We start from the raw sequence: 18896 nt of genomic DNA, 5'->3' as shown, positions 1-18896 counted from the left end.
ACCCCAGCGCCCGCCCGGTACGTCTGATGGCGCGGTCGGCGGTGTGTCCGGTCTCATGCTCTGAGGATTGCCCCTTCGTCGCCCCGGCCCACCCCGGCGGCGTTCCGAAGGCACCCCGCCGACTGGCCGAAGCGCACCCCGCCAGTCGGGGGGTATCGCCGACGGGCACGCTTCGGCGGACGCGGACGGGCCGGCGCCCGGCACCGCCCGCGACCTGCCGAGCTTTCGCTGTGCCCGTTGGCCGGACCCGGCCGCATCGCATCGCGGAGAAGCCGCGACCCGCGAGGTCAGTCGCGGAGCGGCCGCAGCCGTACCGGAAGCGTCTGGTGGCCGTTGCTGATCAGGGACTGGAGCGGCTCCAGCTCGGCGGCCGGGACGACCGCCTCCACGTCCGGGAAACGTTCGAAGAGCTGACGGAGCGCGGTGGCGACCTCCAGGCGGGCCAGCGGGGCGCCGAGGCAGAAGTGGACGCCGTGACCGAAGGCGAGATGTTCCTTCGTCGGGCGGGTCACGTCGAACGCGTCGGCCGTCGGACCGTGCCAGTCCGGGTGACGGTTGGCGGCGGCGTAGGAGGCGAGTATCGCCTCACCGCGGGCTATCGTCCGGCCGTCGGGCAGCTCGATGTCCCGGACCGCGTAGCGCAGCGGGAGGTGCTTGACGGCCGGCTCGTGCCGCAGGGTCTCCTCGACCACGTCGTCCCAGTCGGCCCGGCCCGCGCGCAGGTGGGCGAGCTGCGCGGGGTCGGCCAGCAGGGAGGTGACGGCCTGGTCGATGACGTTGACCGTGGTCTCGTACCCGGCGCTGATCATCAGCAGCAGGGTGTCCCGCAGCTCCTCGTCCGTGAGCGCGCTGCCGTCCCCCTCCTCGTCGCGGGCGGCGATCAGCAGCGACGTCATGTCGTCGCCGGGCTCCGCGCGCTTGGCCGCGACCAGCTGGTCCAGCCCCTCGTACAGAACCACGGTGTTCTTCATCGCCTCCTCGGTGGTGAGGGTGGTGTCGAAGACACCGTCCACGGCCTGGCGGAAGGCGCCGGTGTGCGCCTCCGGCACACCCATCAGACGGCTGATCACGGCGATGGGCAGCGGGTAGGCCAGATGCTCGCGCAGGTCCACGGTCTGACCCTCGCGCCGGGTGTCCAGCTCGTCCAGCAGGGCGGTCACCGTCTCCTCGACGGCAGGCTTCAGCGCGGCGATCCGGCGCGCGCTGAAGGCGGGCGCGACCATCCGGCGCAGCCTGCGGTGGTCGCCGCCGTACGCCGTGAACATGTTGTTCACCGCGACCCAGAGGGCCAGCGGCCAGGTGGGCACGGTGTCCGCGAAGGCCGGCCAGTGCGCTCGCGCGTCCTTGGACACGTCCGGGCTGGTCAGGAGCTGCTTGAGGAGTGCCGGGTCACTCACGGACCAGGCGGTCACGCCGAGCAGGTCCACGCGTGTGGCCGGACCCCGCTCACGCAGGGCCTCGTGCTCCGCGTGGTGGTCTGCACCGGTGGGGTCCAGGACGAGTATCGGCTGCTCGGGCACGAGGTCTCCTTCAGCGGTGGGGCGATGGAAGGACGGTCGGTCAGGTCTGTCGGGGTACGGTGTAACTGGGTTGACTGCCATCGTAGTTGGGGCCGGAGGGCGGTAAGATCCTTTTCCGGTTCGGCGTCCGGGAGATGGCTCGCCGCCCACGTCCCGCGCCTCGCAGAACCAGGTGGGCGAGCCGTCCTCGGACCTGTTCAGGCCGGCGCGATCTCCTGCGCACGGGCGGCGTGCAGCTCGTGGAAGCGCGATACGAGCGCGATACCGGCGCGACGCGCTCCGCCGACGGCCGCGTGGCCTACGGACCCTCGCCGGAAGCGTTGCGGGGCGCCGCGACGGCCCGGTCGACTCCTGCCGGAGCGTCTTCGGCGAGAACGTTCACCCCACGGCGCGACGGAACGGGGGAGGTCGCGGGTCCCGCGGCCGAACGCACGCCCGCGCTCGCGGCAGCCTCGGTACGTGTTTCATGCGCCGGTCCAGGGCCCTCAAGCCCGGCAACCTGGTCACCGATACACCTCGCAGAAGTCAGGACAAGGGAAACGGCGGGTCGCGATGACGTCGGTTTCGGTACCAGGGCCGGGCACGGTCCCCGACACGGTGATGGGCGCGGTCGAGGAGCTGCGCAGAGGGCGGCCCGTGATCGTGGTCGATGCTGTGGACCGGGAGAACGAGGGTGACCTCGTGATGGCTGCACAGTTCGCGACCGCGGAGGCGGTGGGTTTCTTCGTGCGCTGGACCTCCGGGCTGATCTGCTCACCCATGGCGCCGGAAGTCGCCGAGCGGCTCGGACTGCCGCTGATGGTCCCGCATGCCGGCGGCGTGGAGGCGACCGCGTTCACCGTGTCGGTGGACGCGGCAGGCACCGGTTCCGGGATTGGCACGGCGGACCGGGCGCTGACGCTGCGGACCCTGGCCGACCCCGGCAGCGGTCCCGAGCGGCTGATCCGGCCGGGGCATGTCTTCCCGCTGCGGGCCCGGCCCGGAGGCCACCCGCCGAGGACTCCCCGAACGGCATCCGCGCCGCCGCCACCGCCGGCCTGAACGTCCTGGCGATTCCCCGCCCCGGCACACTCCTGACAGACGATGTCGCCGGCCTTGCCGCCGCACAGGCACCCCATGCCACCGCGGCGCTGCCCCTGCTCGCCGTCATACTGACGACTCCGGTCGGCACCCGGCCCGGGATCTCAGCCGTACGCGCGTGAGCCGGTCCCGTCGCACGCGCGTGAGCCGGACCCGTGTCGCGGCCCAGAGGACCGCTTCGACCGGGTGTGGCCCACCGCCGTCCGGGCCCGGGAACTGGCGCGAGTCACTCCGAAGAGGCCGCGTGAGTTCCGCCGGGCCGTCGCCGAGCGATCGGGCGTCGCGGTTACGTTCCCGTACGAGCACACCGCCGCCCGCGCCCTGGCGAAGGCCGCCGGAGCCGACAGCCTCCGCGCCGTCGGCTCCGGTGTACGCACGCCGGTCAGTGGCTGCCGGTGAGCTCGCCGCTGAGCGTCTGGTGGATGCGGGCGCTGGGCTCGTTCAGGCCGGTGATCTCCACGGTCTTGCCGCGCTGGGCGTACTTGGCCTCGATGGCGTCCAGGGCAGCGACGGAGGACGCGTCCCACACGTGCGCGCCGGACAGGTCGATGACGACCTTGTCGGGGTCCGTGGCGTAGGCGAAGCGGCCGACGAGGTCGTTGGAGGAGGCGAAGAACAGCTCGCCGGAGACCCGGTAGACCACAGTGCCGCCATCGGGGTCGGTGGCCGCGGTGACTTCGGCGTGGTGGGCGACGCGCTTGGCGAAGACCACCGTCGCGGTGATCGAGCCGACGACGACGCCGATGGCGAGGTTGTGGGTGGCGACCACACACGCGACCGTGATCACCATGACGGCGATCTCCCCGGCGGGCATCCGCCCGAGGGTCTTCGGGGCGATGGAGTGCCAGTCGAAGGTGGCCACCGAAACCATGACCATCACCGCGACGAGTGCGGCCATGGGGATGTCGGAGACGACCGGCCCGAAGACGATGCACAGGACCATCAGGAACGCGCCCGCCAGGAACGTCGACAGCCTGGTGCGGGCGCCGGACACCCGCACGTTGATCATCGTCTGGCCGATCATGGCGCAGCCTCCCATGCCGCCGAAGAAGCCGGTGACGATGTTGGCGATGCCCTGGCCGATGGACTCCCTGGTCTTGGAGGAATGGGTGTCGGTGATCTCGTCGACGAGCTTGGCGGTCATCAGGGACTCCATGAGACCGACCAGGGCCATGGCGAGCGCGTACGGGGCGACGGTCGTCAGCGTGTCCAGGGTGAACGGCACGTCCGGCAGGCCGGGCACCGGCAGGGAGGACGGCAGCTCGCCCTTGCCGCCCACGGTCGGTACCGCGATGCCCGCGGCCACCGTGATGGCGGTGAGGATGGCGATGGACACCAGCGGCGCCGGGATCACCTTGGTGACCTTCGGGAAGAACACCAGGAGCGCCAGGCCGGCGGCGATCAGCGGATAGACGGCCCACGGCACGTTCGTCATTTCCGGCACCTGCGCCATGAAGACGAGGATGGCCAGGGAGTTCACGAAGCCGACCATCACGCTGCGCGGTATGAACCGCATCAGCTTGGCCACCCCGAGCGCGCCGAGGACGATCTGGAAGACGCCGCCGAGGATGACACCCGCTACGAGGTAGCCGAAGCCGTGTTCACGGTTGAGCGGGGCGGTGACCAGGGCGACGGCGCCGGTGGCCGCGGAGATCATCGCCGGGCGGCCGCCGACGACGGCAATGGTCACCGCCATCGTGAAGGACGCGAACAGGCCGATCGCCGGGTCGACGCCGGCGATGATCGAGAACGAGATCGCCTCCGGGATCAGCGCCAGCGCGACCACGAATCCGGCCAGGACCTCGGTACGGAAGACCTTCGGCGACAGCCAGGAGGGGCGGGCCGGCCGGATGCCGCGCAGTCGCTCGGCCGGGGACGGTGCGGGGGAAGACAAGAGAAGCGGAACCTGTCGTGCTCGGGCACACCCGACATCACGGCGGGCGTGCAGGAGGGTATGGAGAGCCGGGGCGGCGATCCACGAAGTCCGCGAGCGGCGGACCGAAGTCAGTGGGCAGCGACACGACCGGCGAGGCAGACGGACACTGCTTGGGGGCGAAGGGTCACGGCGGACAGACGGCAGCGCCATGCACCATGGTCACGCGCTCGCTCTCTCCTACGGACAACGATCTTCGCCGGGGGCGTCATCGGCCCCGACAGGACTGACAGGCGCGGGACGACATCCGGCACCGTGAGGCGGGCGCGGCAAATGGTCCCCCGACGTCAGGGCAACCCTACCCTAACGTTAGGGTAGGGTTGCCCTGACGTCGGAGCGGCCGTACCGAGGGACGAGGAAGCTACCCCGCGTGAACAGCGAGCACATGCAGATCGGCGAGGTCGCCGCACGCACCGAGCTGTCGCTGCGCACGATCCGCCACTACGAGGAGGCGGGCCTCGTCGTCCCCTCCGCCCGCTCCCAGGGCGGTTTCCGCCTCTACGGCGAGGCCGATGTCGCCCGCTTGATGGTGGTCCGGCGGATGAAGCCGCTCGGCTTCACCCTGGACGAGATGCGCGCCCTGCTCGACGCCACCGAGCGCCTCGACTCGGGCGAGGAGTTGCCGTCGGGGGAGCGCGGGGAACTGCTGGAGCGGATACGCGGCTTCGAGCGGGCCGCGCAGCAGCGGGTCGCCGATCTGCGCACCCAGCTGGCCCGGGCGGAGGAGTTCGCCGGCACGCTCGCGGAACGCCTCACGAGGATTCCCACCTCCTGATACAGCCACCTTCGGGGTGGATGCGCCGCGCTCTGTCCGTGCTTGATCGCACATCACGTTCGGCGGCGAGCCGACGGGCGCGGCGTACCCGTTCAGCCGACGGGCGAGATGGATACACTGCGCCGTCTGCCGTCTGCCGTCTGCCGTCTGCCGTCTGCCGTCTGCCGTCTGCCGTCTGCCGTCTGCTGGCCGCCTGGCCGTCGACTGCGCCGCCGTGAAGAGCCCGGTGGGATCTCGGACGAGCACAGCGAGTCGACGACAGGACGAAGCGGACTGCAGACCCTGCATGTGCACGTCTCGAACCGAAAGACGGGGAGTGATCCAGTGAGCGCGCGTTTCGAAGAACTCGACTGGCAGAAGACGTCGTTGGGTGAGCTCGCTCTCCGGCGGCGCAGGTATCCGGGTATCGCCGAACCGGTCTACGAGATCAAGCTCAACGACGAGTTCCTGATGTCCAGTCTGTTCACGGTCGCCGAGGTGAAGCTGGCCGACCTCGCCCTGGCGGAACTGGCCACCCCCGAACTCGCCGCGACCGCACCGTTCGACGTGGTCGTGGGTGGCCTGGGCCTCGGCTACACCGCCGAGGCGGTGCTGAAGAACCCGGACGTGGGCTCGCTCGTCGTCGTCGACGCGATCGACGCGGTGATCGACTGGCATGAGCGCGCGCTGATCCCCAGTGGGCTGGCGGCGGATCCGCGGTGCCGGCTGGTGCACGGTGACTTCTTCTCAATGAGCCGCTCCACGGCCGGCCTTGACCCGCTCGCCCCCGAGCGCCGGTTCCACGCGATCATCGTCGACATCGACCACTCGCCACGCCACCTGCTGCACCCCGGCAACGCCGACTTCTACCAGCTCGACGGCCTCCGGCGCCTCGGCGAACGCCTCCACCCGGGCGGTGTGTTCGCGCTCTGGTCCAACGACCGGCCCGACGAGGAGTTCCTCGCGGTGCTTGCCCAGGCCTTCGTCGAGGCGCGGGCCGAGGTCGTCTCCTTCGACAATCCGCTGCAGGAACGCGAGTCGGCCAACACCGTCTACCTCGCCCACACCCCCCGACCCGCACCACGAAGTGCGCCGTGACCGAACACCGACAGCCGCGCGGCGGTGTCAGGGCCGGCGGGGCTGTCGGGATCAGTGTCCCGGCGCCTGCCGAGCGGGGTCCGCGGGCCGGCCGGGAGTCGCCAGGGAGGTGAGCCAGCGCAGGAGGCGGGCTCCTTGGCGGGCCATGATGTCGGGGTCGCGCAGGGCGTTGGCCAGGAGCGACATGCCCTGATAGGCGGAGACGAGGGTAACGGCGAGGTCGTCCGGTTCGGGCAGGCCCATGGCGCGGAACTGGTATTCGGTCCAGTCCAGAAGGTGCCGGATCGCCGTACCGGCCTCCGCGTCGAGGGTGCCGTCGGCACGCTTGTCGAGTTCGACGGCGAGGGTGCCGGTGGGACAGCCGTGGCGGGCGGCGACCTCCCGCTGGTCTACCCAGGCTTCGATCAGCCCCTTGAGACGATCGACCGGGGCGGGCAACTGGTCGAGTCGGCCGATGAGTTCGTCCAGGTGCGCCCGGTGCTCGGAGAGCGCGGCCAGGACCAACTCGTCCTTGGTCTTGAAGTAGTAGTAGACGTTCCCGACGGGAACGTCGGCCGCGCGCGCGATGTCCGCCAGAGTGGTGCGCTCGACGCCCTGTTCGTGCAGCACCCGGGCGGCCTCGGTCGTCAGCCGTCGGCGCTTGTCTGCCGAACGCGCCCGGGAATTCGCTGAGTTGGTCACACAACTAACTATAGACAGCCCCCAGGAGAGCCGTGTTACGGTCCACGAGTAAGTCAGTCGACCAACTCACTTTGAGGTGATGGAAATGATCGTGGTGACCGGCGCGACCGGCAAGATCGGACGTACCCTGGTGCCCCTCCTCGTCGAGGCGGGGCAGGACGTCGTGGCCGTCTCGCGGCATCCACGGCCCGAGGAGTTCCCGGCCGGCGTCCGGCACGCCCGGGCGGACATCGGGAACGGTGCGAGCATGCGGCCCGTCCTCGACGGCGCCGACGCCTTATTCCTCCTGCTGGGCGGCGAGCTCAACGGCCGAGGCGAAAGCCCGGACGTCCTGATCGGCGCCGCAGAGGAGGCCGGGGTCAAGCGGATCGTCCTGCTCTCCTCCCAGATCAACTCCACCCGCCCCGCAGCCCTTTCGCACACCCGCCTGCGCGACTTCGAGAGCGCTGTGCGTGCCTCCGGGGCGGACTTCACGATCCTGCGCCCGGGCGCGTTCGCCTCCAACGCCCTCGCCTGGGCCGAGCCGGTCCGTACCCGGCGCAGGATCTTCGCCCCGTTCGGCGACGTGGCCCTGCCGGTCGTCGACGCGGCCGACATCGCCGCAGTCGCCGCGGCCGCACTGCACGAAGAAGGGCACGAGGGCCGTACGTACGAACTGACCGGCCCCGAGGCCATCAGCCCGCGCCGACAGGCCGCGGCGATCTCCCGGGCCCTGGGCGAGGAGGTCGCCTTCGTGGAACTGTCCCGCGAGGAGGCACACGCGGAGATGGCGCGGTTCATGCCCGACGACATCGTCGACGGCACCCTGGACGTCATCGGGGAGCCGCTGCCGGTCGAGCAGGCGATCAGCCCTGACGTGCAGACGGTCCTCCGCCGCCCTGCCAGGCCCTTCGACGACTGGGTCGCGCGCCACCTGCCGGCCTTTCGGTAGCACCTGCCGGGGTGTGCGAAGGGGTGATGACGCCCCGCTCGCTGAACTCCTCGGCGACCCGCGGGCCGTCAAGGTCGACGGCGTCACCGATGTCGGGGCCACCGGTCGATGCGAACCGCCTTGGGTCCAGGCTCGTACGTGCCCTCAGCCCGTCGGGTGGGAGCCAGGGGTGTGGCCGAAGGCGCGGCGGAAGACGTCGATGAAGGCGCTGGTGGACGACCAGCCGCACTGATGTGCCACCGTGGTCACCGGGGTCGCGGCGCCTGTGAAGGGGGACGATGCCGGTGCCGCCCCCAGTCCCACCCCTGCCGGCCCCCGATGACCACGCTTTCGTGATGCTCCAACGAGGGCAACTCGCCAAGTTCACTGCCCCGCCCGCCGGGCAGCACTGATCCGTTGGAGCGCTGCGAGGTGAGATCGCGATGAGTCGTGTTCACGAGCAGCACCCCCTCGGACCGAGGAAGTCGGTCAGCTCGTGCTCAACACGCTGGACTTGGCAGGGAGTCCCCGTTCCTGGGTTCTGCCTGGTGCGAAGCCTGGGGCCGGACGACCCGCCGTGCTGCCGGACGACCCGCCGTGCTGCCGGGCGGCCGCCCGGCCGGACCAGGAAGGCGCCAGAGGTTGTCCTCGCGGACAAGACCTACTCGTTCTGAGCGATCCGCACCCTTCTGCGTCACCCGGACTGATCATGGCCGAAATGTGCGGCTTTCGTTGACACGCCCCCAGCCGCTTCGTATCTTCTCGGATCGTTGGAATTTCGATGATTTAAGTTCTTGATCATTCAGATTTCGGGGGAACAATGTCCGAACGAACGACACCGACCAGCGGGCGGGGTTGGACCCTGGCCGTGGTGTGCGTGGCCACGTTCATGCTGCTGCTCGACCTCACCGTGGTGAATGTGGCGCTGCCTGACATCAGGGACGCGTTCGACGCCAGCTTCACCTCACTCCAATGGGTGCTCGACGCGTACGCCCTCGGGCTCGCGGCGGTGCTCCTGACGGCCGGATCGCTGGCGGACCGCCTGGGCCGCAAACGCGTCTTCAACGTGGGCTTCGTCGTCTTCGTGCTCGCGTCACTGGCCTGCGGCCTCGCGAACGACGCCGTCATGCTGTCCGTGTCCCGGGGGGTCCAAGGCCTCGGCGGGGCCGTGCTGTTCGCCGTCGGCCCGGCGCTGATCGGGCAGGAGTTCCAGGGCAAGGACCGGGGCAAGGCCTTCGGGATCTTCGGCGGTGTGGTCGGGCTGTCCATCGCCTTCGGCCCGCTCATCGGGGGCGCGCTCACCGACGGGCTGAGCTGGCGCTGGATCTTCCTGGTGAACGTCCCGGTCGGGCTGATCGCCCTGGCCGTGAGCGGACTGCGGATGCGTGAGTCCCGCGCCGAGTCGGCCGTCGCCGTCGACTGGTGGGGCATGGTGCTCTTCACCGGTGCGCTGACGCTTCTCGTCCTCGCGCTGCTGCGAGGCGAGGCCGAGGGGTGGGGCAGCGCGCCCATCGTCGGCATGTTCGCGTCCTCCGCGGTTCTCCTCGTCGTGTTCGCCCTCGTGGAGCGGCACCGCGGCGAACGGGCCATGTTCCAGCTCGCGTTGTTCCGGAACATGACCTTCAACGGTGTGTCGGTCGTGACCCTGGTGTGCGCCGCCGCGACGATGTCGGCGATCTTCCTCCTCGTGTCGTACGTGCAGAACGTGCTGGCGTTCTCGCCCTGGCAGACCGGACTGCGGTTCCTTCCTCTGACCGGGACGCTGTTCGTCGCCGCCGCGGTCGCGGGTTCGCTGACCACGCGCGTGCCGCAGCGGCTGCTGATGGGGACCTCCCTCGCGCTCATCGCGCTCGGCCTCGGTCTCGTCGCGCTCATCGGTCCGGACACCGCCTGGACCGCGCTGCTGCCGAGCATGTTCGGCATCGGCCTCGGCATGGGGCTGTTCAACCCGCCGCGTGCGTCACTGTCCATCGCCGTCGTCGAGCCGGCCAAGGCGGGCATGGCCTCCGGGATCAACGAGACGTTCCAGCAGGTGGGTGTCGCGATCGGGATCGCCGGGTTCGGTGCGGCGTTCCAGAGCCGGGTGAGTGACCTGTTCGCGACGTCCGACGTCGGTCGCCAACTCGGCTCCTCCGCACATGAGTTCGGCGATGCCGTGGCGGCCGGTGGCGGCGCGGAGGCCATCGGCCGGGCGCCCGCGGCGATGGCCCCCGCGCTCCAGGCGGCGGCCCGTACCGCCTTCGTGGACGGACTGACCGACGTGATGTTCGTGTGCGCGGCCGTCGCCGTCGTCGGCTCGCTCGTGGGCTTCCTCTTCATCCGCACGCGGGACCTGCACGAGAGCGCCCGGGGCGATGTCGTGAACACCCCGGACTCGCAAGGCATCGCAGGCGGCGCGGGCGTCGAGGGGCTTTCCGCGGCGGAGTCCGTGCGCTCCGGCGGGGAGCGGTAGAGCCGGTCGTCGGGCAACTGGCGGTGGTACCGGCCTTGGAGCCCGGCGCCACCGCCAGTAGCCTTTGTAGAATCGACGATCGGCACCAGGGACGTTCGGCTCCACCGAGTACTTCGGTACCACCGGCCGGCGGCCAGGCGCTTCGGCATCACCGGCCGGCCACCCAGTGCTTCGGCGCCGCCGGCCGACAAGCAGGCGCTCCGGCACCGCCGAGCGGCGACCGGGCGACGAAGAGCGACAACCGAGCGAGAAGGGGGCACGGCCCGCATGACACAGGCGACGCCCACCCCGGCGCAGTCCACCGGCGGCTTCGACTTCCCTCTCGTCCGCAGAACCGGTTATCTGCTGAACAAGGCCGGGGCGATCCTCATGGAGGACGCGGAGCGCGCCCTCGCGGAGCAGGGCATGCGGCTGCGCTACTTCTACGTACTCGCCGCGCTGGAAAGCGATCTGAGCCTGTCCCAGCAGGATCTGAGCCGGCTGCTCCACCTCGACCCCACGACCATGGTGGCCCTCGTCGACGAGATGGAGCGGGCCGGCCAGGTGGAGCGGCGGCGTAACCCGTCGGACCGCAGGCGCTACATCCTGCGCCTGACGGACGAGGGCCGGGCGGCGCTGGAGCGCGCGGGGCGCGCCGTTGACGCGGTGGAGCGGGACTTCCTCGCGGCCGTACCCGTGGAGGACCGCGAGCGGCTGCGGGCCCTCCTCGGCGATCTGCTCGCCGACCGCTGGCCCCGCGTGATCGCCTGCGAGTGAATCCGGTCCGCGACCTGGTGACGCCCGGTTTCGGTGAAACCCGGACCAGAAGGCGAATCGGAGGCCGCGCCGGAACGGAACCCGAACCGCGGAGATCAAAGCGGAACTGGAATTAATGAATCCCTTTTTGAGGATCAATTGAGTTTGATCTGTGGAGGGTGTCACACCTCTTATCATGCTTTCTCCGGGACCTACCCCCGTGTTAGTCTTTTTCCGTCCGGGCCGTGCGGCCCGGACACGGGGGAAGGTTTAACGGGGAATGAACTCCATAGAGAACGGTAAGGGCAGCAGCGAGTTACTCTACGCATCTCTGGAAAGCTGCCTCGGGTCGGGCAGCTCGCGCTTTTTCGGAAGCGGATACAAGCGCGTCACTCAGACCCTCACGGACATCACCACTGACGGGAGCCCCCGGCCGGGCGCGCTCGTCACCGCGCGCGGCACGCTGACGTACCCGCGCGACTGGTCCCGCAAATCGGGCACCGGCGATCTGAGGCCGCACCTGAGCAGCATCGACGCGTTGGTGCTCGCCGCCAATCTGGCGGAGGTGCACCTCGCCCGGGCCTTCGGTCTGAGCCCGGCCGAGCGGCGCAGGATCTGGCTGCGTCACGCCGACGTACGGGCCGGGAGCAGCCCCCATGAGGAGCTGGCGGACTTTCCCGTACAGGGCAGGCTCGTCACCGTCGAAGGACCGTCCGCGCAGGACTCGACCCTGGCCAGTACGTTCGAGTGCCGGGTCGGGCGGCTGAAGGTCCGCTGCACACTCGTGCACGAACAGGGCGACGCGGCAGGGGAGCCGGCCAGGTACTCCGACGAGAAACAGGCTCTCGGCCCCGCGCACGCGCGTCACTACGGCAAGGGCTACAAGCGGCGCGAGCAGCGCGCCGAACACGTTCGCGTCGACCTGGACCGGCAAGAGGTCCGCGTGCTGCGGCACGTCGTCGCCGAGGGCGCGGAGGCGGCCCCGCACACCTGCGGAGCCGAAGCGGCGTACGGGCCGTCGGTCTCGCTGGTCGACGCGATCGTGGGCGTGGCCCAGCTCGCCCAGATCCTGCTCTACGCACAGGACGGCCTGGCGCGGGGCGACAGCGACACCCTGTGGATGCGGCGCTTCGTCATGAACGCGCGCACGCCGGTGCGCCCCCTGGGGCGCAGCTTCGTGCCGACGGTGCGCACCGCGAGCAGCCGGCTCCTGCCCATGGGCGACGCGCTATGGCGCACCGCGGAACTGGCGATCGACGACTTCGCCGGGATCGGCGGACGCTGCTGGCTGGCCCACCGCCTGCCCGCCGCCGCGTAAACGGCACATCAATTACTCGCGAAATCTCTGTGTCCGATTCTCCGGAACGTCCGGTCCGCCGGCGGGTGATTCGGCATGCGCGAAGCCGTCTTTTTTTCGCGCACATTTCGTGGCAGAAAAAACGGGGGAAACACATCATGCGTTTTACGCCCACGCTCCGGTTGGGAGACGTGCTCGTCATACTCGAGGGACCGGCCCGCGTGCTCTGGAACGAGCCCGCCGTCGAGCCCGGAAGGAGGAAATGGACCCCGACGGGACTGTGGCCGGACGAGGCACAGCGCGCCCTCGTGCGCGAGTACCTCGACGACGAACGCCCCTTGCTCGTCCTGCTGGACGACGCCCGCCGTCACCTGCCGCTGCTGCGCGAGGAGTGGCAGGCCGCCCCTCGCCGAGTGGTGCGCGATCTCGTGGCTGCCGTCCGCGAGGACCTCGCGGACGACGGGGACGAGGTCGTCGAGGTCCGGCTGCCGTTCCTGGACTGGCTGCCGCAGGCGGACCGTGAGCGCGCCGCACGCTTCCTCGCGGAGAGCGACGCGGCGCTGTCCCGCACACCGATGGCGCTCCTGCCGCCGCTGCTGATCGAGGAGACGCGGCCGGGAGTGCCCCAGAGCCCCCGCTTCGCCCGGCGGCTGCTGCCGAGCGCGCTGACGACGGACCGCCTGGCGGCGGCCGTGGAGTACCTGTTCGCCGACGGCGGGCGCCCGTGCGCGGCGTCGGCGGGCTGCGAGGCGGTCCGATGAAGCAGCAGCCTCCGCAGCACACCGAGCCGCTCGGCCCGGTCCTCAGCCGGTGGGACATCGGCCGCCTGCTGGCCGAGACCGCCACGGGCAATCTCGCACGTACCGGCTGGCGTCCGTACCGGCCCGACACCACCGCCCCGAGGAGCCGTTGATGGGACGCTCGGTCATGGTCACCGGCGGCAACCGCGGCATCGGACTCGCCGTGGCAACCGCCCTGGCAGCGGACGGCGACCGCGTCGCCGTCACCCACCGCGACACCGAACCGCCCGACGGACTGCTCGGCGTCCGCGCGGAGATGACGGACCCGGCGAGCATCGACGCGGCCTTCGAGAAGGCCGAGGCCGCACACGGGCCGGTCGAAGTACTCGTCGTCAACGCGGGCATCACCCGGGACACGCTGTTCCTGCGCATGGACGAGCAGGACTTCACCGACGTCGTCGACGTCAATCTGCACGGCGCCTTCCGTACCGTCCGCCGCGCGGTGCGCGGCATGGTGCGGGCACGCTGGGGGCGGATCATCCTGATGTCGTCCATGACCTATGCGTACGGGGCGCCCGGACAGGTCAACTACGCGGCGGCGAAAGCCGGAATGCTCGGCATGGCCCGCTCGCTCGCCTGGGAACTCGGCCCCCGGAACATCACGGTCAACGTCGTCGCGCCCGGCCTGATCGACACGGCCATGAGCCGCGAGATCACCGACCGCCGGCGCGACCACCTACTGGCCATCACGCCACTCGGCCGCGCCGGGGAGACGGCCGACGTCGCCGCCGCCGTGCGCTACCTCGCCGGTGAGTCGGGCCGCTTCGTCACCGGAGCGGTCCTGCCGGTCAGCGGCGGCCTGGGCCTGGGCGGCTGACCCCTCCACTCCACACCCCGGCCGCGGCCGGGCCATCCACGACGGGAAGAGAACACACCATGGGGAACACGAGTACCCCCGCCCCGACGAGCACGCCCGCCCCCGACGTCCCGCAGCGCGGTCTGCACCTGGCGATCTCGGGAACCTACTCCAGCGGCAAGAGCACCACGACCGAGACCCTGTCGATGGCGACGGGCATCCCTCGCACTCACGCGCTGACCTCGCGCGAGATCCTCCTCGACCTCGTCCCGGGCAAGCAGGTCCAGGAACTGAGCGCCATGGAGCTGACGATGCTCGGCCTGCGCCGGCTCGAGGAGCGGATCCACAACGAGTCGGGCGAGGGGCCGTTCATCTCCGACGGCTCCGTGATCCACGAGTGGATCTACGGTGAGGCCCGCATGCGGGTCGGCATCAACCCCGGCGCCAACCTGTTCGTGCGCACGGCGAAGAACGTCGCCGGACTGCCGGTCAAGCGGTTCTACCGCCAGTACATGGACGCGTACGGCGCCGTCGCCAAGGCGCGCGCCAAGCGGATCTACGACGCCTACGTGCATCTGCCGGTCGAGTTCGAGATGAAGGCCGACGGCCACCGGCCCGTCTCCGAACCCTTCCGCAAGATGTCCGACGAGCTGCTGATCGAGACCCTGGAGGAGCTGGAGATCCCGTACCACGTGGTGGGCGGAAGTGTCCGCGAGCGCGTGGAGCGAATCGTCGAGATATTCGGCCTGCCCCTGGTGATGCCGCTCGACGAGGCGATCGAGCGGGCAGGCGCGAAGGTGCGCGAGGCCACCAGCGTCCTGGAGCAGGACTCCCGCTTCCACGACGCCCAGCGGGTCAAGTCCCTGCGGCGGCGCATCTCGTACGCGATGCGCTTCTGACGGCAGCGACCGCGCCGACGGAGAGGCTGGGCCGGGCTGGTGGCCGGGACTGGCCGGTGGGCGACACACATCGCGCACCGGCCGGTCCCACCCACCGCCGTCCAGGAGATACCCCGTTACCGCAACGGTGTTTGTGGTGATGGGGGGAGCCGGTGGTGGTGTGTGTCCTCGTCGTCCGTAGGGGCTGGCGCGATCGCCAGAGAACTGCACATGGGCGGTTGCACCGTCCGCCACAACGCCTGCGCGGCAGTCCCCGAATCAGCTGCTGACCGGAAGGCGCCGGCCCCCCGGCCAGCCGGCTCGAACCCCTACAAGTCCCACCTGGACAAACTCTGGGCCCAAGGACACCCCAACGCCATCCAGCTGCTTGCCGAGCTCCAGAACCTGGGCTACCGCGGGAGCTGCCGGACCATCAGTGACCGGGAGCTGTCCGGCCGATCACGTAGAGGCGGAAAAATCGGAGGGCCAAGGGGTTGTTGGCCTGGTAGAACATGGGCCGATGGGCATCAAGGAACGCGAACGCAAGGTGTACCGGCCGCTACGGCGGGCTGGTCTAGAAGTCATACCCAATGCCGTACCGGTGGGCACGATGCCCTTCGTCCGTGGATGGGGCGGCGAAGACGTGACCGACGGCTTCTCCCATCGGTACGACACCCCGCACCTGGTCGAGAGGCTCAATGCGGACTGGTACGACCTCGCTGTCTCCTCGGGCCTGTTCGGTGATCGGCGCGAGTTCCTCGTGCAGCTTCCACAGGGCACCCGATCGCACCGCGCCGCAATGCAGCGCCTGAACGGCTACCACGCACCGGTGCTTTGGACTCGCGTCCGGCTCCTGGAACGCTGGGACATCGGTTCTGCAGCAGATGCCACCGGTCGGCCACTTCGGTCGCCCCGGTGGCGGCCTGCTTGATCGCGCGGGTGTAGCCGGTGGCCCGGTCCCGGCAAATGACCTCTGCTCCGGGATGAGTCTCCAGCCAGGCAAGGAAGGTCTCCGAGCTGCGGTCGGGCAGAACATCGAACGGCTTGCCCTGTTCCACGTCCACGAGCATCGTTCCGTAGGTGTGGCCACGCCGGAAGGCGAAGTCATCCACTCCCAGGACCCGCGGAGCCCGGGCCGGTACCACCGGCGCCGACAGCAGACGGATGAGCGACGTCCGGCGGCCAGACAACGCCAGCCGTCGGCCCTTGCGGTTGCGATCAGTAGGGGCGCTTGATGTCGTGAGCCTCCAGCGCGCTTTCGTAGCGGGCCAGCAACTCGTCGAAGTTGGCCAGCAGGATGGTGGCAGCCTCGTGCGCGTCATCGACGTTGCCCTGGGCGCAGGCTTCCACGATTTCAGCAACGTCGCCGCGGATGATCGACAGCGAGTCCCCCTGGATCAGCACGCCCGGGAAGTGACGTGGTGGCAGGCGGACAACCGCGTCGTTGCCTGGATCCGTGAACAGCTCAGCCTCAATGCGCTCCATCGGGCTATCCAACAGCAGACGCCGTACCTCATCCATCCGTAGTCATCACGGAAGCGCGGTCACAGCCCTGAAAACGGCCAGCGATGCTCTTCGCTGCCCAGACCGTTGCCTTCGTCAACTGGGGCCGATTCGCCCGCCAGCGCAGGGTTCGGGGCGACTCGGCTCCGTCAAGGGCGCCTTCGGCGTCGTAGGCGACGGGCTGCGGCGGCCCTGGACAGCTGGTCCCGGTCCAGGGCCCGCCAGTAGGGCTTCAGGATTGGATGCTTCAGGGCAGTGCCAAGCTGTTGTCGGGGATCAGGCCGCTGAGCTTCTCGGGGTTGACCTGGAAGCGCAGGTTTTGGATGCGGCCGTCGACGAGGTCGAACGAGAGGGCGCCGACGGTGTGTCCGCCGAGGGTGGCCAGGACGCCGAGCTCGCCGTTGATGATGGCTGGCTCCATGGTCAGGGCCGCCAGTTCGGGCTTGGCCAGGAAACCCACGATCCAGCGCGCGACGTGGTCGGTGCCGTGAAGCGGGCGGCGGGCAGCGGTGACCTTTCCGCCGCCGTCGGACCAAGCGGTGACCTCGGGGGCGAGCAGCTCCATGACGGCGTTCAGGTCGCCCCCCGCGCAAGCGTCCATGAACTGGGCGGTGACCAGCCGGCGCTGGGTCTGGTCGGCGTCGAAGCGATGGCGGCGGGCCTGGACGTGCTCGCGTGCGCGGTGAGCGATCTGGCGGACTGTCGGCTCGGGGCGTTCGAGGGTCTCGGCGATGTCGGCGTGCGAGTAGTCGAAGACCTCGCGGAGCAGGAAGACGGCGCGTTCGACGGGGCTGAGGGTTTCCAGGACGACCATCATCGCGGTGGAGACGCTGTCGGCCAATTCGGTCTCCGCTGCGATGTCGGGGGAGGTCAGCAGGGGCTCGGGGAGCCACGGCCCGACGTAGGTTTCGCGGGTTGCCCGTGCGGAGGTGAGGCGGTTCAACGAGAGGTTGGTGACCGTGCGCACCAGGTAGGCCTTGGGGTGGCGGATCGCTTCGCGGTCCGCGGTGCTCCAGCTCAGCCAGGTGTCCTGAAGGACGTCCTCGGCGTCGGTGACGCTGCCCAGCATGCGGTAGGCGGTGGCGAACAGCAGCCTGCGGTGTTCGATGTACGGGTCCTGCTCGTCCCTGGCGTCGACCATCGGCTCATGCTGCCAGCGCCGTAACCAGGGCGGCAAGGCCCGAGAGCACGGCGCTGGGAGCTGATGTGCCCGTCATGCCGCGGGCTCGCGGGTGGCGCGGCCGCCCTTGGAGACGATGGTGGTGACGTTCATGTGCTTGCTGAATCGGTAGGTCATGAGCGGGCTGGCGCTGACCATCTCCTTGTACGCGACGGCGCTGCGGCCGGTGAGGTGCATGCGGCGGGGGGTGTCGTCGGCCTTGGTGAACTGGATGACGGCATCACGGCGGCCGAGGCTGACCGGCTGGTGGAAGTAGCCGAAGCGGAACGGCTTGACCGCCTTGCCGCGCACGAGCCGCGCGATGGTGTCGGCGGTGTACTGGGCGGTGGGCAGGCCGCTCTGGCAGGTGCCGTGGATCTGTCCCCAGGCCAAACGGACGGCGGCGGCGTCGCCGATGGCGTGGATCTCCGGGTGGGAAACCGAACGCAGGGTGGCGTCGACCAGGATGAGGCCGCGGTCGTCGGTGGTGATCCCGGCGGCAGCGGCGAGCGGCGACACCTTGACGCCAGTGGTCCACAGGCAGGCGTCGGTGCGGACGAGCCGGCCGTCGGCCAGTTCGACGGCGTCGGGCAGCACCTTGGTGACGCGGGCGCCGGTTTCAAGAGTGACGCCGAGGCGGCCCAGTGCGCCGTAGAGGTAGGCCCGAGCCTTGGCACCCATCATGCCGCCGGGCTCGTCCAGGCTGATCAGCGTGACGTCCAGGCCGGGGTGGCTCTCGGCGATCTCGGTGGCCGCCTCGATGCCGGTCAGGCCGCCGCCACAGACGGTGACCGTGCCGCCGGACGCGGCGACCTCGGTGAGCCGCGCGGCAAACCGACCGGCGATCTCCGGGTTGTTGAGGGTGAACGCGTGGGTGTCGGCGCCGGGGACCTTGCCGGTGTCGGTCGAGCTGCCCAGCGCGTAGACGAGCGTGTCGTAGCCGAGGGTCTCGGCGCCGTCGACGGTGATCTGCCGGGCCTCGGGGTCGATGGCGGTGGCGGTGCCCTGGACGAACGTGACGCCGGTCCCGGCGAGCAGGTCGGGGATCTGATGGTCGGCCAGCTCCTGCCCGGCGGCGAACTGGTGCATCCGCAGCCGCTCGACGAAGCGGCTCGAGGGGTTGACCAGGGTGATCTTCACACCGGTCCGGCGAGTGCGGTGGGCCAGCCGGATGGCGCTGAACAAGCCCGTGTAGCCGGCGCCGAGGACGACGATGTGGTGGCCGTTGTTCATTGGATCTCCCAAGGTCGGGCACCGGCTTCGATGCCGGTGACGCCCATGGGACAAGCAACCCGCACCG

18 protein-coding genes and 2 pseudogenes are annotated in these 18896 nt (G+C 70.1%); 12 read left to right on the top strand and 8 right to left on the bottom strand.

The window, feature by feature from the left end:
• Positions 1-287: 287 nt before the first annotated feature.
• Positions 288-1520: a cytochrome P450 family protein gene (locus OIB37_RS01500; RefSeq protein ID WP_330455654.1), complete on the bottom strand. Its 1233-nt coding sequence runs from the start codon at positions 1518-1520 to the stop codon at positions 288-290.
• Between the two features lie 552 nt (positions 1521-2072).
• Here OIB37_RS01500 and OIB37_RS01495 point away from each other — a divergent pair.
• Positions 2073-2561 carry a 3,4-dihydroxy-2-butanone-4-phosphate synthase gene (locus OIB37_RS01495; RefSeq protein ID WP_330455653.1) on the top strand — a complete coding sequence of 163 codons (489 nt, stop codon included), beginning with the start codon at positions 2073-2075 and terminating at the stop codon, positions 2559-2561.
• A 421-nt stretch (positions 2562-2982) separates the two neighbouring features.
• Here OIB37_RS01495 and OIB37_RS01490 read toward each other — a convergent pair whose 3' ends face one another.
• Entirely contained in the window at positions 2983-4494 is a 1512-nt protein-coding gene (locus tag OIB37_RS01490; protein ID WP_330455652.1) for a SulP family inorganic anion transporter, read from the bottom strand.
• 409 nt (positions 4495-4903) lie between these two features.
• On the opposite strand from OIB37_RS01490, the gene OIB37_RS01485 reads away from it, so the two are divergent.
• Both OIB37_RS01485 and OIB37_RS01480 read left to right on the top strand, forming a co-directional pair.
• Complete coding sequence (locus tag OIB37_RS01485) at positions 4904-5308, top strand: MerR family transcriptional regulator (RefSeq protein ID WP_330455651.1); 405 nt, start codon at positions 4904-4906, stop codon at positions 5306-5308.
• Between the two features lie 324 nt (positions 5309-5632).
• Positions 5633-6385, top strand: coding sequence for a spermidine synthase (locus OIB37_RS01480; RefSeq protein ID WP_330455650.1), 753 nt, complete (start codon positions 5633-5635; stop codon positions 6383-6385).
• A 51-nt stretch (positions 6386-6436) separates the two neighbouring features.
• On the opposite strand, the gene OIB37_RS01475 is transcribed toward OIB37_RS01480, so the two are convergent.
• Positions 6437-7066, bottom strand: a complete 630-nt coding sequence (locus OIB37_RS01475) for a TetR/AcrR family transcriptional regulator (protein ID WP_330455649.1) — start codon at positions 7064-7066, stop codon at positions 6437-6439.
• A gap of 85 nt (positions 7067-7151) precedes the next feature.
• Here OIB37_RS01475 and OIB37_RS01470 point away from each other — a divergent pair, with 85 nt between their 5' ends.
• Entirely contained in the window at positions 7152-7997 is an 846-nt protein-coding gene (locus tag OIB37_RS01470) for an SDR family oxidoreductase (RefSeq protein WP_330455648.1), read from the top strand.
• Positions 7998-8141: 144 nt separating this feature from the next.
• Here the strand turns inward: OIB37_RS01470 and OIB37_RS01465 are convergent.
• A pseudogene (locus tag OIB37_RS01465) lies at positions 8142-8252 on the bottom strand (AraC family transcriptional regulator); the annotation flags it as partial.
• 544 nt (positions 8253-8796) lie between these two features.
• Between OIB37_RS01465 and OIB37_RS01460 the strand changes: the two are divergent.
• The 8 genes from OIB37_RS01460 to OIB37_RS01425 all read left to right on the top strand — a co-directional run bounded on the left by OIB37_RS01460 (position 8797) and on the right by OIB37_RS01425 (position 15865).
• Positions 8797-10428 carry an MFS transporter gene (locus OIB37_RS01460; RefSeq protein ID WP_330455647.1) on the top strand — a complete coding sequence of 544 codons (1632 nt, stop codon included), beginning with the start codon at positions 8797-8799 and terminating at the stop codon, positions 10426-10428.
• A gap of 267 nt (positions 10429-10695) precedes the next feature.
• On the top strand, positions 10696-11184 hold the full coding sequence (locus OIB37_RS01455) for a MarR family winged helix-turn-helix transcriptional regulator (RefSeq protein ID WP_330455646.1): 489 nt from the start codon (positions 10696-10698) through the stop codon (positions 11182-11184).
• Between the two features lie 259 nt (positions 11185-11443).
• Positions 11444-12481: an AvrD family protein gene (locus OIB37_RS01450; protein ID WP_330455645.1), complete on the top strand. Its 1038-nt coding sequence runs from the start codon at positions 11444-11446 to the stop codon at positions 12479-12481.
• A 170-nt stretch (positions 12482-12651) separates the two neighbouring features.
• Entirely contained in the window at positions 12652-13221 is a 570-nt protein-coding gene (locus tag OIB37_RS01445) for a hypothetical protein (RefSeq protein ID WP_330455644.1), read from the top strand.
• Positions 13218-13373, top strand: a complete 156-nt coding sequence (locus OIB37_RS01440; RefSeq protein WP_330455643.1) for a hypothetical protein — start codon at positions 13218-13220, stop codon at positions 13371-13373. The genes OIB37_RS01445 and OIB37_RS01440 overlap by 4 nt, the downstream gene beginning before the upstream one ends.
• Positions 13373-14077, top strand: coding sequence for a 3-oxoacyl-ACP reductase FabG (gene fabG / locus OIB37_RS01435; RefSeq protein WP_330455642.1), 705 nt, complete (start codon positions 13373-13375; stop codon positions 14075-14077). The genes OIB37_RS01440 and fabG overlap by 1 nt, the downstream gene beginning before the upstream one ends.
• Before the next feature lie 59 nt (positions 14078-14136).
• Positions 14137-14955: an AAA family ATPase gene (locus tag OIB37_RS01430; protein WP_330455641.1), complete on the top strand. Its 819-nt coding sequence runs from the start codon at positions 14137-14139 to the stop codon at positions 14953-14955.
• Positions 14956-15454: 499 nt separating this feature from the next.
• Complete coding sequence (locus OIB37_RS01425; RefSeq protein ID WP_330462092.1) at positions 15455-15865, top strand: hypothetical protein; 411 nt, start codon at positions 15455-15457, stop codon at positions 15863-15865.
• A gap of 4 nt (positions 15866-15869) precedes the next feature.
• Here the strand turns inward: OIB37_RS01425 and OIB37_RS01420 are convergent.
• The 4 genes and pseudogenes from OIB37_RS01420 to OIB37_RS01405 form a co-directional block, all read right to left on the bottom strand.
• Positions 15870-16004: pseudogene (locus OIB37_RS01420) on the bottom strand (hypothetical protein); the annotation flags it as partial.
• Positions 16005-16152: 148 nt separating this feature from the next.
• Positions 16153-16419: a DUF6959 family protein gene (locus OIB37_RS01415; RefSeq protein ID WP_330455640.1), complete on the bottom strand. Its 267-nt coding sequence runs from the start codon at positions 16417-16419 to the stop codon at positions 16153-16155.
• A gap of 265 nt (positions 16420-16684) precedes the next feature.
• Entirely contained in the window at positions 16685-17578 is an 894-nt protein-coding gene (locus tag OIB37_RS01410) for an RNA polymerase sigma-70 factor (RefSeq protein WP_330455639.1), read from the bottom strand.
• Positions 17579-17650: 72 nt separating this feature from the next.
• Positions 17651-18829: an NAD(P)/FAD-dependent oxidoreductase gene (locus OIB37_RS01405; RefSeq protein ID WP_330455638.1), complete on the bottom strand. Its 1179-nt coding sequence runs from the start codon at positions 18827-18829 to the stop codon at positions 17651-17653.
• Between the last annotated feature and the right edge of the window lie 67 nt (positions 18830-18896).

The sequence above is a fragment of the Streptomyces sp. NBC_00820 genome (assembly GCF_036347055.1).
Classification (GTDB): Bacteria; Actinomycetota; Actinomycetes; order Streptomycetales; family Streptomycetaceae; genus Streptomyces.
Note: the sequence above shows the minus strand (reverse complement) of the source record. Positions and strands in the feature narration are given on the sequence as shown.